The 15,002-nt window shown below is 58.9% G+C and carries 14 protein-coding genes; 9 read left to right on the top strand and 5 right to left on the bottom strand.

Annotated features, from left to right (window positions below; all coding sequences use genetic code 11):
• Positions 1-3 precede the first annotated feature (3 nt).
• Both FE702_RS05100 and FE702_RS05105 read left to right on the top strand, forming a co-directional pair.
• A complete protein-coding gene (locus FE702_RS05100; protein WP_147125184.1) occupies positions 4-1,686 on the top strand; it encodes a BCCT family transporter in 1,683 nt (560 codons plus the stop codon).
• 133 nt (positions 1,687-1,819) lie between these two features.
• Complete coding sequence (locus tag FE702_RS05105) at positions 1,820-2,773, top strand: aldo/keto reductase (RefSeq protein ID WP_186826988.1); 954 nt, start codon at positions 1,820-1,822, stop codon at positions 2,771-2,773.
• Between the two features lie 119 nt (positions 2,774-2,892).
• On the opposite strand, the gene FE702_RS05110 is transcribed toward FE702_RS05105, so the two are convergent.
• The 3 genes from FE702_RS05110 to FE702_RS05120 form a co-directional block, all read right to left on the bottom strand.
• Complete coding sequence (locus tag FE702_RS05110) at positions 2,893-3,675, bottom strand: SDR family oxidoreductase (protein WP_147125186.1); 783 nt, start codon at positions 3,673-3,675, stop codon at positions 2,893-2,895.
• A gap of 122 nt (positions 3,676-3,797) precedes the next feature.
• Complete coding sequence (locus FE702_RS05115) at positions 3,798-4,550, bottom strand: SDR family NAD(P)-dependent oxidoreductase (protein WP_147125187.1); 753 nt, start codon at positions 4,548-4,550, stop codon at positions 3,798-3,800.
• Between the two features lie 18 nt (positions 4,551-4,568).
• Positions 4,569-5,555: a DUF3179 domain-containing protein gene (locus tag FE702_RS05120; RefSeq protein ID WP_147125188.1), complete on the bottom strand. Its 987-nt coding sequence runs from the start codon at positions 5,553-5,555 to the stop codon at positions 4,569-4,571.
• Between the two features lie 162 nt (positions 5,556-5,717).
• Here FE702_RS05120 and FE702_RS05125 point away from each other — a divergent pair, with 162 nt between their 5' ends.
• Positions 5,718-7,142 (top strand): FAD/NAD(P)-binding protein, encoded by a 1,425-nt coding sequence (locus FE702_RS05125; RefSeq protein ID WP_147125189.1) that lies wholly within the window; start codon positions 5,718-5,720, stop codon positions 7,140-7,142.
• A gap of 36 nt (positions 7,143-7,178) precedes the next feature.
• Here FE702_RS05125 and FE702_RS05130 read toward each other — a convergent pair whose 3' ends face one another.
• Complete coding sequence (locus FE702_RS05130; protein ID WP_147125190.1) at positions 7,179-7,727, bottom strand: peptidylprolyl isomerase; 549 nt, start codon at positions 7,725-7,727, stop codon at positions 7,179-7,181.
• The gene (locus FE702_RS05135) at positions 7,720-8,226 is read right to left on the bottom strand and encodes a peptidylprolyl isomerase (RefSeq protein WP_147125191.1); all 507 of its coding nucleotides are present in this window, start codon (positions 8,224-8,226) and stop codon (positions 7,720-7,722) included. The genes FE702_RS05130 and FE702_RS05135 overlap by 8 nt, the downstream gene beginning before the upstream one ends.
• Positions 8,227-8,377: 151 nt before the next feature.
• Here FE702_RS05135 and FE702_RS05140 point away from each other — a divergent pair, with 151 nt between their 5' ends.
• From FE702_RS05140 to FE702_RS05165, 6 genes are all read left to right on the top strand, one after another.
• Positions 8,378-9,559 (top strand): phosphoglycerate kinase, encoded by a 1,182-nt coding sequence (locus FE702_RS05140; RefSeq protein ID WP_147125192.1) that lies wholly within the window; start codon positions 8,378-8,380, stop codon positions 9,557-9,559.
• A 124-nt stretch (positions 9,560-9,683) separates the two neighbouring features.
• Positions 9,684-10,577, top strand: a complete 894-nt coding sequence (locus tag FE702_RS05145; RefSeq protein WP_147125193.1) for a fructose bisphosphate aldolase — start codon at positions 9,684-9,686, stop codon at positions 10,575-10,577.
• 98 nt (positions 10,578-10,675) lie between these two features.
• Entirely contained in the window at positions 10,676-10,975 is a 300-nt protein-coding gene (locus FE702_RS05150) for an FtsB family cell division protein (RefSeq protein ID WP_147125194.1), read from the top strand.
• An 87-nt stretch (positions 10,976-11,062) separates the two neighbouring features.
• Positions 11,063-12,064 carry a pyruvate dehydrogenase (acetyl-transferring) E1 component subunit alpha gene (gene pdhA, locus FE702_RS05155; protein WP_147125195.1) on the top strand — a complete coding sequence of 334 codons (1,002 nt, stop codon included), beginning with the start codon at positions 11,063-11,065 and terminating at the stop codon, positions 12,062-12,064.
• 3 nt (positions 12,065-12,067) lie between these two features.
• A complete protein-coding gene (locus FE702_RS05160) occupies positions 12,068-13,444 on the top strand; it encodes a pyruvate dehydrogenase complex E1 component subunit beta (protein WP_147125196.1) in 1,377 nt (458 codons plus the stop codon).
• 240 nt (positions 13,445-13,684) lie between these two features.
• A complete protein-coding gene (locus tag FE702_RS05165; protein ID WP_147125197.1) occupies positions 13,685-14,995 on the top strand; it encodes a pyruvate dehydrogenase complex dihydrolipoamide acetyltransferase in 1,311 nt (436 codons plus the stop codon).
• Positions 14,996-15,002: the final 7 nt, after the last annotated feature.

Raw genomic sequence — 15,002 nt, forward strand, 5'->3', positions numbered from 1 at the left:
CACATGGCTTTGAAACCACCCTTGATGGACCTGGACATCAAGACCGCAGATAGCGGGTTCTACGCAGGATTTTCCGCATCAGTCGCCGTGATCTCCAAGATCATCGTCGCCTGCCTTGTGATCTGGGCAGTCGTGTTTCCGGAACAGGCTGGCGCAGTTCTAAACGCGATCAACAGCTTCATCCTATCCAACACAGCATATTGGTACGTTTACATCGTGGCGGCCTTTGTTCTGCTGTGTCTCGCCTTGGCCATTTGGCCTGCCGCCGGACGGCTTAAACTGGGCGTCGATGGCGATACGCCTGAATTCTCGAACTTTTCGTGGTTTTCGATGATGTTCGGTGCGGGCATTGGTGTCGGCATGCTGACATGGGCCGTCGCCGAACCTGTCTATCACTTCCAGAACAACCCCGACGTGATCAAAGGATTGGTCGAAGGCGGCACCGAGGAAACCATTCGCAGCGCCTATAAGTGGTCCTTCCTGCATTGGGGCTTTGGTGCTTGGGCCTGTTATGCAGTGGCGGGTCTGGCGCTTGGCTTCTTCTGCTACCGTCGCGGTCTGCCGCTGACCATGCGGTCGTCTTTGACCCCTCTCTTTGGTCGCAGCCTTGCGGGTCCACTGGGCAACATCATCGACATCGTCGCCGTTGTGGCCACCATACTTGGCGTGGCGCAAACGCTGGGCTTTGGCGTGGAACAGTTCGTCGCCGGGATGCAGCGCATCGGGATCAATGGCCTGATGACCGAAGGCGGCAATGCGAACACCACCGGTGTACTTGTGGCGATCGTCGTGATCATGGGCCTGTCCACCCTGTCCGCGCTTTCTGGCGTCGGCAAAGGGATCAAGTGGCTGTCGAACCTGAACATGGGGCTGTCGATCTTCCTACTGGCCTTCTTCCTGCTCTTTGGCTCGACCTTCTTTGGCCTGCAGGCGCTGGTTCTTGGCATCTTCGATTACCTCGTTGCACTGCCATCCATGTTGTTCACCGTCTGGCGCGGTGACGGCACAGAGGGCTCGGTCGCGACCCAGCTCGAAGGCTGGCAAGGCGGCTGGTCGGTGTTCTACTGGGCATGGTGGATCGCGTTCGCTCCCTTTGTGGGTCTCTTCCTTGCCCGTATCTCCAAGGGCCGGACGATCCGCGAATTTGTTCTGGGCGCAATCATCGTTCCATCGCTGATGTGCTTTGTCTGGTTCACATGGGCTGGCGGCACCGCGATTGACCTTGAACTGACCGGTGGGGCCGACGGCCAGATCATCGGCGCACCTGACGGGGACAAGATCTTTGCAGCTGTGATCTACATGTTGCCTGATCTTCTGGGCTACCTGATGTCGCTTGTGATCGTTGTGCTGCTTCTAACCTATCTGGTTACCACGGCTGACTCTGCTGTTCTGATCGTGAACACGATCAACGCCGCGGGCGATGAAGGACCAAAGGCGAAACCCCATATCTACTTCTGGGGCATCGCTTTGGGCGCTGTTGTCGCCGCGCTTCTGATTGCCGGGGGTGCGGGTGGCGGTGGCCTGCGGGCAATCCAGACCGCGATGGTCATCGGCGCGCTGCCGTTCTCTGTCGTGATGGTTCTGCAAGCCATCTCGCTGGTCAAGGCGATATACAATGATGCCCGTCGCGAACGCGAAGGCATCCGCACAACGAACGAAGACCTCGAAGCAACACCCGCCGAGTAGGCAGGGGGTCCGCGCAAGGTGGAAAGGGCTCGCTTCGGCGGGCCCTTTTCATGTTTGCAAGTCGGCTTGCGATCTTGGGTGTCGCCCCACTTTGCCCGGTCTGCCACCTTGGGTCTCAAAGAGGAGTATTGAGATGATAGGTTTGGGATGCTGGCCCCTGTCCGGCGAAATGTACCTTGATGGCAAAAGCGTGGGCTATGCGAGCTGCGACCCTGATGAGGCGACGCGCATTTTACATGCCGCGCATGATGCCGGCGTCACTTTGTTTGATACCGCCCATGCCTATGGTGCTGGCCACGGCGAACGCCAGATCGGCGCAGCCCTCAAGGGACGCGATGTCACCATCGTGACGAAAATCGGCCTTGGCATTGATGAGGGCACAAAGACCATCACAGGTCTGCGCACCGCCCCTGCCGAGGTGAGCGCAGCGATTGACGAAAGTCTGTCACGGCTGGACCGCGACCACATCGACTGCGTGCTTATTCATCCCAATGACATTCCGATCCCGGATGCCGAGGCGATGTTCGCTGAACTGGACCGTGAGGTCTCATCCGGGCGCATCGGCAGCTTTGGATGGAGCACTGATTTCCCGAACCGCGCAGCCGCGCAGACCGCCTACCCAGCGGCGCGTCATGTCGAGCATGTGATGAACGTCTTTCTGCGCGCCAGAAATCTGCGCGCCGTGACAGAGCCCGCCGGGATCATATCACTGATCCGTTCGCCCCTTGCCATGGGATTGCTGGCGGGACGCTTTGACAATGACGCGCGGATTGCGCCGGGTGATGTCCGGGTCGAAAGCCACGGCGGCATGGACTGGTTTGAAGGGGACCGCGCGCATCCCCGCTTTGCCGAGCGGCTGGCAGCCGTGCGAGAGCTGCTGCAAAGCGAGGGGCGCACGCTGGCGCAAGGGGCGCTGTGCTGGCTTCTTGCCCACGGGGACCACATCGTTCCCGTCCCCGGCGCGTCTTCGGTCAAGCAAGCCGTGGCAAATGCCGAAGCGATGCAGTTCGGGCCGCTGCCGGATCGCGTGATGCAAAAGATTGCATCCCTGATCCCGGACGAAGACGGCCCGCCCCGCCCGCTCTGACCCGTAAAAATCTGACCATGCCATGCCCATCCGCGTTTGTCTCGGATGTGCATGCCAGGTGCATCGCGAGTGTCTGCGCAGGTTTAGCCAAGCCGGCCAAACCCTAGAGCGCCAAAGGTCTACATCGGAAGCTGCACACCACCGGCAACCCAACCGCCATCAGCAGCAAGGATTTGACCATTCACATAGCGACCCGCATCCGAGGCCAGATAGAGGCAGGCCAATGCCACGTCTTCTGGGTCGCCCATCCGCTTCATCGGCACGGACTGAATGACTTTCTCACGCATCTTCTCGGTCGGCGCGAGGCGATCCATCCCTTCGGTCCCGTCGATCGGTCCCGGTATGACGCTGTTCACACGCAGGTTGTCCGGACCCCATTCGATCGCCAGACACTTGGTAATCATGTCCACACCGGCTTTCGCCGCGCAAACATGAACCTGAAACGGCATGGCCTGAACCGCCTGTGGCGCGCTGATGTTGATCAGGCTACCTGGCCGCGCCATGTTCGGGTGCGCAGCACGCATCACATGGAAGGTCCCCATGAGATCAATGTCGATGACAGACTTGAACCCATTGGGCGAAATTGCCACGGCTGGCGCTGGGAAATTGCCCGCCGCGCCCGAAATCAGCACGTCGATCTTGCCGGCCTTTTCTGCGAAATCATTCAGCGCCGCGCTCACATCCTCAAAACTGCGCACGTCAAAGGCATAACCCAAAGCCTTGCCTGCATCGTTGCTCAGTTTTTCGACGGCGGCGTCCACCTTGTCTTGTTTGCGGCTGGCAACGCCCATGCGCGCGCCCGCACGCGAAAACGCCTCGGCGATACCCAGGTTGATGCCGGACGTGCCGCCAACGACAAAGACGTTCTTGCCAGTGAAATCAAACGATGCCGTGCCGGTCATGGCGGCCCCTCCCAAGGTAATTGACGTTTCCGTCACCTAACCCCAAGCATACGCGGCTGGCCAGAATGTCGCGGCGTCACGGCCTGTCAATAACTTGGCCCCGTGGGGGCGCTACGCGCTGACTAAACGCTGCCATTCTCGACAAAGAAATTCTGCCCCGTGCAGGCGCTTGCATCATCTGAGGCAAGGAAGAGAACCATGTTGGCAACCTCGTACGGCTCGATGAGCACCGGCTGACACTGGTTCTGGCGTTGGGCCTCCAGAGCCTCTGGCGTGGCCCAGAGCGTCTTTTGCCGTTCTGTCATGATCCAACCGGGAACGACCGTGTTCACGCGGATGCGATGTGCGCCGAGATCCCTCGCGAAACTCCGCGTCATGCCATGCACCCCGGCCTTGGCAGAGGTGTAGACAGGCATTCCGCCCACCGCCTCCCACCAGCTATTTGAGCCCATGTTAATGATCGACGCGGGCTGTCCGGCCTCGATCATCGCAGGCGCGCAAGCCTGAGTGGCAAAGAACATGTGGCGCAGGTTTGTCGCGATGCGTTCGTCGTAATACGCCTCGTCCACGTCCTGCCAATCGTGACGATCATCCCGCGCGGCGTTGTTCACCAGAACCTTGGGCGCGCCGAGGTCCGCTATCAGTCTGGCAAAGGCGTCTTTCAACGCGGAGATATCCCGCAAGTCAGCGGCCACATGGGTGGCACCTGTCTCATCCGCCATGGCGGCCCCGCCTTTGATATCGAAATCGACAAACCCGACGCGTGCGCCCTGACGCGCAAACCCACGCACGATTTCAGCCCCGATGCCAGAAGCTCCCCCCGTCAACAGAACGGTTCGGCCTTTCAGGCTTGGATAAATCGCTTGGTTTTCCATAGGTTTGCACTTTTCTCTTCAGCTACCCAACATCCAGTCACCATCAGGCCAGAACGCGTGATAGGCAAAGGCAAACATCACGTCATGCGGAAGGTTTTCGCCCGTCTCTGCGTCAAAGACGCGAACCGTACCGACATCCTTGCTATCGGCGATACTGCGTTGATCCAGTGCAGAGGCCTGCCCCGCATTCCAGGTCAGGCGAATACCGGCCTCCACGACCTCGCCTTCAGCAGCGAGCCGTGTCATAGGCCACGCCCGGTCGCCCACACGCACGACCCGCACAAGAGGCGGAATGTCATGCGGCGGCATCTCTCCGCTGAACAGGAATGGCCGCGCAGAGCTGTCATAGCGGACATAGGGGTTGGCGCCGTAGGCGCGGTTGAACCCGGTCGGCTGCGCCATCACAATCCCGTCGGGGTTTCGCGTGCGGAACTCATCCCAGCTTTCCATCCATGTGGGCAGCGACGTCAGTTCGACGCCGGTCATCTCTCCCACGATCCCTTCGCCAATGGCCTGCTGCCACCAGCTTTGGGTTTCGCGGTCATACATGATCATGTCCGAATTGCGCAGCTTGCCCGACACGCCAAAGCTCAGGACCTGCCCGTCCACACGACGATCAAAGGTGATGCCTGAATTACACAGGGGGCAGAACGTGACAGCGACCGGCACATTGCCGACCGTATCGTTCACGATCTCATGCCACGTCAGGTAACGGATCGGATAGGCGCGCGGGATCTCGCCCTCAATCTCAACCGCGATCACCGGCTCGCGGCCGCCGATGCGGTCCTCGTCTCCGACGCGGATAAACTGCGGGTCATCAATCGCTGGGATACCATCTTTTGGCGGGCCGCCAGACATGACTTCAGTCCAGCTTTGGATAGCATTGTTGGCGAAATCGGTGTCAGGCCATTCTACGTTCCAAAACCGAGGTGCCTCTTCTACCGGGGCCTGCGCCGTTGCCGCCGTTCCAACGATGATCGCCAGCGTTGCAAGCATCCGTTTCATGTCCGGTCCTCCTGTTTCCTTGCACCATATGTCGCAGCTTGTGACGCTAAGGCAAAGCACCCGGCGCTTGGTTGACGCGGATGTGAGCGCGTGCCACCTCCTCGTCAAAGAACGGCGCAGGGGATGCGCCTATTCCCACATTGAAAGATATGGAGGACACGGATGCGCGACGCAGCCTCTGAACAAGCTATGGCGCAGGAGCATAGGGTGATCATTGGTGATGGCGTGACAGCCGCAGCCTTTGTCGAAACGGCCCAGTTGAAAGCCGGCGATCACCTCACCGTCATCGGTCCTAACGCAGACGGACTGGGGCGCGGGATCGCCTATGCCGCCGAGACCGAGGAAACGCCTTGGCGCTATGCCTATTTGCTCAATTCGCCCGCTGATGACATCGACCCTGACTTTGGCGGCTGGCTTGAGGACCGCTGGGACGCGCTGCGCGACATGATGCAAGGGCGTTCGCCCAATTGGGTGGCTGCGGCGCAACCATTGGTGGATCGGGGCGACATTCGCGGTCTCAACGTGCCACGAGCCGTCTATGGTGACTTTCTCGAAGAACGTGCAACCAGCGCGCTTGAGGTTCACCGAGCCAATGGCGTGACGGTTCAATTCATCAATGCGGCGGCAGATCGGCTTGAGCAGACCTCAGACGGGTTTTCCGTTCATGCGGGTGAGCAGATCGTTCATGCAACATCGGTTGATGTGGCCACGGGAGGCCCCGCCACCCAACGCATTCCCGGCGATGACGGTCCTTACAGCGCGCCGACCCTTTTCGGACAAGAGCCTCGGATCGCCGAGCATATCCGACGCGGCGCCGAAATCTGGTGCATTGGGACGAACGCCACGATGCTTGATACATTGAGGCTGTGCCAGTCGCTCATCCCAGAGGATCAAATCCGGTTCGTCGGCTGTTCGCCCCGTGGTGCCCTGCCCGAGCCGCTTGTGCCGCAAATGCCGCGTCGGATCACCCTGCCACAACTGGCTGGTCCCTATGAAACGGCAGAAGCTTTTCTGGAAGACGTCCGTCAAAACATCGAACGCGCGCAGGCCACCGGTGACAAGATGATCGAACTCCGCGCAGGCTTTCGGTCTTACTTCATCGAACATGGTCTCAAGTGGTTTTTGCCCGACATGGATGAGGCGCGTAAGGTCCCCAAGACCCTGCGCCACTGGTTCCGGTCGGGAACACGCGACACGCTAGAGGATTTTGCCCGTTTAAGCCTGTCTGGCCACACCCGCATTCACCGCGGTGCCGTTCAGCGGATCGAAACCGAGGGCGATCATGCTGTCGTCGTGACCACGAATTCAAAAGGTCAGGAAGAGCGGCACGCTGCCGGGTTCGTGGTGAACTGCTCTGGGTCGGCAATGGCATTCGACCCGTTCACGGAAGACCTGCTGACGAAGGGATGGATCAGCCGCAGCACCGAAAGCGGCGGCATTGTTGTTGGGTCCGGCTGCAAAGCGTCGGTCCCCGGCTTGCGCTACCTGTCGCCCGCTACGACCGAGATCGGGGACGAGGTCATGCCGATGCCGCTCTATGACGCGAACCTTTTGCGCGTCTGGGCGCGACGGGCGAACGAGTCCTAAGAAACGAAAAGCCCCGCATAAGGCGGGGCTTTTGCTTTATTCGGTCACAACAACCTGCATCATCCGGTCGGGTTCGCCCCGGATCGCACCGCTGCGCGGATGGCCGCGTTTGATGTTGTCCAGAACGTCCAATCCTTCGGTGACTTCGCCGACAACGGTATATTGCCCATTCAGGAAGTATCCTTCGTCAAACATGATGAAGAACTGCGAATTGGCAGAGTTCGGATTCTGGCTACGCGCCATTCCGACGACGCCCCGATCAAAGGCAACGTTTGAGAATTCCTGCTCCAGATCCCCTTGATCCGAGCCGCCCGTACCAGCACGGCGGGCATTGTAGTCATCAGCCTTGCCAAATTGCACATCGCCGGTCTGCGCCATGAATCCGTCGATCACCCGGTGAAAGGCGACGGTGTCATAGGCACCCTGCGTGGCCAAGGTGGTGATCCGTTCGACGTGGTTCGGTGCCACATCTTCGAACAGGTCAATCTTGATCGTACCGTTGGCTTCGCCAGCAACGGTCATCTCGATCCCCGTCGCAGCAGCCGTGGACCCCATCAGAGCAAAGAGCGCAGCAAGCTTACGCATCTGCGGCCACCTTGACGCTGATCATGCGGTCAGGGTTCGCTGGCGGCTCACCACGGGTGATTGCATCAACGTGCTCCATGCCCTCAATCACGCGGCCATAGACCGTGTATTGACGATTGAGGAAGTGGTTATCCGAGAAGTTGATGAAGAACTGGCTGTTGGCCGAGTTCGGGTTTTGGCTGCGCGCCGCGCCAAGTGTGCCACGGTCATGTGGAACGCCCGAAAACTCTGCTGGCAGGTCTTTCTTGTCCGAACCGCCGGTCCCGGCCATGCGGATGTTGAAATCCTTTTCCATGTTGCCATTCGCCACGTCGCCGGTCTGCGCCATGAAGCCGTCGATGACACGGTGGAAGGCCACATTGTCATAGGCCCCTTCGCGCGCCAGTTCCTTGATGCGGTCGCAGTGCATGGGCGCGACGTCCGGCAGCAGCTCGATAGTGACGGTGCCGCCCTTCAGTTCCATCAGGATCGTGTTCTCGGGGTCTTTGATCTCAGCCATTTGGCGCTCCTGTTCGATGATTTGGCGGGACCCTATGGCGCGCGGACGGAAAGTGAAAGAGGCATCGCGTCAAACGTGACCAGGCCATTCATCGGTTGACCTGACCACGCCAAGGCGGTCAAACACCGCGCAAACGCCCAAGGAGGATCGCATGGCCTGGAAAACGCTGGATGACATGGATTTGCAAGGCAAGGTCGTGCTGACCCGTGTGGACATCAATGTGCCGATGAAGGACGGGGAAGTCACCGATGCGACACGGATTGAGCGGATTGTACCGACGGTGAAAGACATCCTGTCGAAAGGCGGCATGCCGGTTTTGTTGGCGCATTTCGGGCGCCCGAAGGGCCAGCCAAACCCCGACATGTCCTTGCAGCAGCTTGTTCCGGCGCTGAACACGCATTTGGGCACAGAGGTCACATTTGTCGAACGCCCCAGCCGCGAATTCATCGACGCGCAGGACGCAGGTTCTGTCGTGCTCGTTGAAAACACGCGGTTTTCCAGCATGGAAGAAGCCAATGATCCGCGCATGGCGCAGTTCCTTGCCTCGCTCGGGGATGTCTACTGCAATGATGCTTTCAGTGCCGCACACCGGGCCCATGCTTCGACAGAAGGTGTCGCGCGTTTGCTTCCCTCTTGTGCCGGACGTTTGATGCAGGCCGAATTGCAGGCCTTGGAAGCCGCTTTGGGCGACCCTGTGCGCCCCGTCGTTGCTGTGGTCGGCGGTGCCAAGGTGTCGACCAAACTGGACCTGTTGGGCAACCTTGTTGGCAAGGTCGATCATCTGGTGATCGGTGGTGGCATGGCCAATACGTTCCTGGCCGCACAGGGCATTGATGTCGGCAAGAGCCTTGCCGAACATGACATGACCGACACCGCGCGCGAGATCATGGTGAAAGCCAAAACAGCGGGATGCGAGATCGTTCTTCCGTCAGATGTGGTTGTTGCGTGGGAATTTGCCGCCGGAGCCAACAATGAGACGGTGGCGGCGGATGCATGCCCCACCGATGCGATGATCCTGGATGCCGGTCCAGAAAGTGTTGCGCGGATCGGCGAGGTTTTCGCCAACGCCAAAACACTGATTTGGAATGGTCCGCTTGGAGCGTTCGAGATCGAGCCTTTTGACAAGGCGACCAATGCCGCAGCCGAAGCCGCAGCGACACTGACGCAGATGGGCAAGCTCACTTCAGTTGCCGGTGGTGGCGACACCGTCAGCGCCTTGAATCAGGCCGGTGCCGCCGAGCGCTTCACCTATATCTCGACAGCGGGCGGAGCGTTCCTTGAGTGGATGGAAGGCAAGGAATTGCCAGGTGTCGCTGCTCTGAGTGCCAGCTAAATCGATCTGACTGCCCGTTTCTGCGCGGATTGCCGAAAGTGCGCTGGCTGTTCGCGCTAACGTCATTGAATTGTTCACTTTCTCTGCTTAGGCCGCTGGAAAGTGACTTTGAAAGGGCATTCAGATGGTTGATGCAAAGCAGGCCGAACAAATTCGCGGTGGTCAGGGTTTCATCGCGGCACTGGATCAAAGCGGTGGCTCAACCCCCAAGGCGCTGAGGCTCTATGGCATCGAAGAAGATGCCTACGAAGGTGATGATCAGATGTATGATCTGATCCACGAGATGCGGTCCCGCATTGTGAAATCCCCCGCCTTCACAGGCGACAAGGTTGTCGGCGCGATCCTGTTCGAAAAGACGATGGATCGCGATATCGACGGCACCCCATCGCCCAAGTTCCTATGGAACGAGCGCAAAGTTGTTCCGTTCCTGAAAGTCGACAAGGGGCTAGAGGCCGAGGAAAACGGCGTTCAGATGATGAAACCGATCCCTGATCTGGATGATCTGCTGCCCCGTGCAAAGGGACTGGGCGTTTTCGGCACCAAGATGCGCTCGGTGATCAACGCCGCGAACCCGGAGGGCATTCACGCCCTTGTTCAGCAGCAATTCGAGATCGGCAAACAGATCCTTGCACATGGCCTCATCCCGATCGTTGAACCCGAAGTCACGATTTCGATCGAAGACAAGGAAGCCGCAGAAGAGATTTTGCGAAGCGAGATCCTCTATGCGCTAGGTCAGTTGGAAGAAGGACAGGAAGTCATGCTGAAGCTGACGCTGCCCGAGACATCGAACCACTACATGCCCATGATCGGTCACCCGGCGGTTATGAGCATGGTCGCGCTCTCTGGCGGGTATTCGCGCGAAGAAGCCAATAATCGCCTATCGACCAACCACGGCATGATCGCCAGCTTTTCGCGGGCGCTGACCGAAGGTTTGTCGGCACAACAGTCAGACGACGATTTTGACGCCATGTTGGCTGACACCATCGACAGCATTTACCAGGCGTCGATCCACGGCTGATCTTGCCCCCTCTGTGTGAGAGGGGGATTCACACATTGATTCGGGTGTGTCATACTGCGGCCACCGCCCCGACAGAGGGCGGAGGTAACGAGGCCGCCATGACACATTCCACACGTCCAAACCTTGGACTCTTTGTTTTTCTGGGCATTGCAATCACCCTGTCGCTCTATTTCATGTTTGCGGCTGTTCAGGGCGATTACGGCGTGTTCAAACGCGCCGAAATCGATGCAGAAGCCGTTGAATTGGCAAAGGAATTGGAAGGTCTGACGGCGCAAATCGCTGTACTTGAGAATAAGACCCGCCGCCTGTCATATGACTACCTCGATCTGGATCTGCTCGACGAACAGGCACGCGACGTGCTGGGCATGGTGCGGGTCGATGAGGTTGTTGTTCAATAAACTTCCCCTGCGGCAAAAGTAACGGTCGCGCCCCTCTGCAAGCTCCTGTATAGATAGTTTAACATTAAACTACTTTGGGAGAACGGCATGGCCGCTGCGCGCAAAGGTGCAAAGGTAAACGTCTCGAAAGACGACCTGATGCACTATTACAGGGAAATGCTCCTGATCCGCCGTTTTGAGGAAAAAGCTGGCCAGCTTTACGGCATGGGCCTGATCGGGGGCTTTTGCCACCTGTATATCGGACAAGAAGCTGTTGTGGTCGGCCTCGAAGCGGCCGCCGAGGAAGGTGACAAACGCGTAACCTCCTATCGTGATCACGGGCACATGCTGGCCTGTGGCATGGACCCCAAGGGCGTCATGGCTGAGCTGACCGGTCGCGAGGGCGGCTATTCCAAGGGTAAAGGCGGCTCCATGCACATGTTCTCGAAAGAGAAACACTTCTACGGCGGTCACGGCATCGTGGCGGCGCAGGTGCCGATTGGTGCGGGCCTCGCCTTTGCGGACAAATACCTTGGCAACGGACGCGTCACATTCGCCTATTTCGGCGACGGTGCTGCGAACCAAGGTCAGGTCTACGAGACCTACAACATGGCCGAGCTTTGGGATCTGCCTGTGGTCTTTGTGATCGAAAACAACCAATACGCCATGGGGACAAGCGTCAAGCGCTCGACCAAGTCACCCTCGTTGTGGGAACGCGGCGCCGCATACGGCATTCCGGGCGAAGAAGTTGACGGGATGGATGTGCTGGCCGTGAAAGCCGCCGGGGAAAAGGCGGTCGCGCACTGCCGTGCTGGCAAAGGCCCCTACATCCTTGAGGTCAAAACGTATCGCTATCGCGGTCACTCCATGTCGGACCCCGCAAAATACCGGACCCGCGACGAAGTGCAGAAAATGCGCGATGAACGCGACCCGATCGAAGCTGTTCGTTCGATGCTTTTGACCGGCGAGCATGCAACCGAAGATGAGCTCAAAGCCATCGACAAAGAGATCAAAGCCATCGTGAACGAAAGCGCTGAATTCGCAAAAGAAAGCCCCGAGCCTGCGCTGAGCGAGCTTTGGACAGACATTTATGCAGAGGCGGAGGCGTAAATCATGGCAACTGAAATTCTCATGCCCGCCCTGTCGCCGACGATGGAAGAAGGCACGCTGGCCAAGTGGTTGGTGAAAGAGGGAGACACCGTTGAAAGCGGAATGATCCTTGCCGAAATCGAAACCGATAAAGCCACGATGGAATTCGAGGCGGTTGACGAAGGCGTCATGGGCAAGATCCTGATCGCCGAAGGCACCGAAGGTGTGAAGGTGAACACCGCAATCGCCGTACTTCTTGATGAAGGCGAAGACGCGAGCGCCGTGCCAGAAGCGGCCAGCGAAAAAAGCGCCCCTGCCCCCGCTGCGCTGAGCGGCGAAGAAGGCAAGATCGCTGCAAGCGCACCGGCCATGCCTGTGGAAAGCAAAGCTGTCGAGCCAGACGTGCCAGAAGGCACCGAGTTCAAATCGCAAACGGTGCGTGAAGCGCTGCGCGACGCGATGGCCGAAGAGATGCGCGCCGATGAAACCGTCTATCTGATGGGTGAAGAGGTCGCTGAATACCAAGGCGCCTACAAGGTATCTCAAGGTCTCCTCGATGAATTCGGCGCGAAACGCGTGATCGATACCCCAATTACCGAACACGGCTTTGCCGGCATCGGCGTGGGGGCTGCATTCGGCGGACTTCGCCCGATCGTTGAATTCATGACGTTCAACTTTGCCATGCAGGCGATTGACCAGATCATCAACTCGGCTGCCAAGACCCTTTATATGTCTGGCGGTCAGATGGGTGCGCCCATGGTGTTCCGTGGTCCTAACGGCGCGGCTGCACGGGTTGGCGCACAACACTCGCAGGATTATGCGGCATGGTATTCGTCCATTCCGGGCCTGAAAGTGGTGCAGCCCTACTCTGCGATGGATGCCAAGGGTCTGCTGAAAACAGCGATCCGGGACCCCAACCCGGTGATCTTTCTGGAAAACGAAATCCTCTATGGTCAGTCGTTCGACGTACCTGTTCTTGACGATTTCACCATTCCATTCGGCAAGGCCCGTATCTGGCGCGAAGGCACTGATGTGACGCTCGTCAGCTTTGGCATCGGCATGAAATACGCGCTCGAAGCGGCGGATCGTTTGGCCGAAGAAGGCGTCAGCGCCGAGGTCATCGATCTGCGGACACTGCGCCCGCTGGATTACGGGACGGTGATCGAGTCGGTTAAGAAGACCAACCGCTGTGTGACCATCGAAGAAGGCTTCCCAGTCTGTTCGATTGGCAACCACCTGTCGGCCTACATCATGACCCACGCATTCGATTATCTGGACGCGCCGGTTCTCAACTGCGCAGGCAAGGACGTTCCGATGCCCTACGCAGCGAACTTGGAAAAGCTGGCCTTGGTGACGACGGATGAAGTCATGGAAGCCGTCAAACAGGTCACGTACCGCTGATGGATGTTCTGGGTATCGAGCCAATCAGCCGGTCCTATCGTGTGCGTGTGAGCTGCGATGACCGGCAGATGATTGGGCTCGTCCCCGAGACATTGATAGGCGCGCTGCCAAGGCATCAAGATGCCTATGAATGGATAGCGCGCCACGCAGTCCCGATTGAGGCTGCATTGAATAAACTCGCTGCGGGGCAATCGCCCCGCCCCCCTTACGACCAACTTCGCCTCGCGGAGGAGAGCTGAGATGCCAACCGAAATTTTGATGCCTGCCCTGTCGCCTACGATGGAAGAAGGGACACTTGCCAAATGGCTGGTCAAAGAAGGAGACGAGGTTTCGTCTGGCGACCTTCTGGCCGAGATCGAGACAGACAAGGCGACGATGGAATTTGAAGCCGTCGACGAAGGTGTGATCGGCAAGATCCTGATCAGCGAAGGCACTGAGGGCGTGAAGGTGAATTCTCCAATTGCCGTTCTGCTTGCAGACGGGGAGAGCGCCGATGACATCGGGGCGGCCCCGGCGGCTGCGCCGGTCGCTACTGACCCGCCCGCTGCCGCAGAGACCACAGCGGAAACACCCAGCGCAGCAGCCCCTGCCCCTGCTCCCGTCGCAAATGACGGCAGCCGTGTGTTTGCGTCGCCTCTCGCGCGCCGGATCGCTGCCGATAAGGGCATTGATCTGAAATCGCTGAAAGGATCCGGCCCGCACGGTCGCATCGTGAAAGCAGACGTCGAAAACGCCGAGGCAAAGCCAACAGCAGAAGCCTCCGCTCCAGCCGCATCTGCAGCGCCAGCCTCTTCAGCTGCACCTGCTGCCGTCGCAACCGGCCCCTCGACCGAGGCCGTCCTCAAGATGTACGAAGGTCGAGACTACGAAGAAGTCAGCCTCGACGGGATGCGCAAAACGATTGCCGCGCGGCTTACTGAAGCCAAGCAGACGATCCCGCATTTCTACCTGCGCCGCGATATCCGCCTCGACGCGCTCTTGGCGTTCCGCAGCCAGTTGAACAAGCAGTTGGAAGCACGCGGTGTGAAGCTGTCGGTGAATGACTTTATCATCAAAGCCTCGGCGCTTGCGTTGCAGGCGGTACCTGACGCCAATGCCGTCTGGGCGGGTGATCGCGTTCTGAAAATGAAGTCATCCGATGTGGCCGTGGCCGTCGCCATCGACGGCGGTCTGTTCACTCCGGTCTTGCAAGACGCCGATATGAAGTCTCTTTCCGCCCTGTCTGCGCAGATGAAAGACCTCGCTTCGCGTGCCCGAGACCGCAAATTGGCTCCGCATGAATACCAAGGTGGCAGCTTTGCAATCTCGAACCTAGGCATGTTCGGCATCGACAACTTCGACGCCGTCATCAACCCGCCACACGGCGCAATCCTTGCTGTGGGCGCTGGCGTGAAAAAACCGGTCGTCAATGACGAAGGTCAGGTAGAAGTTGCTACGGTGATGTCGGTCACGCTGTCAGTTGACCACCGTGTCATCGACGGTGCGCTTGGCGCGAACCTGTTGCAGGCGATTGCCGATAACCTTGAAAATCCGATGACAATGCTGGCCTAAACCAGAA

Origin of the sequence: Shimia ponticola (genome assembly GCF_007995215.1) — a bacterium.
Classification (GTDB): Bacteria; Pseudomonadota; Alphaproteobacteria; order Rhodobacterales; family Rhodobacteraceae; genus Shimia_B; species Shimia_B ponticola.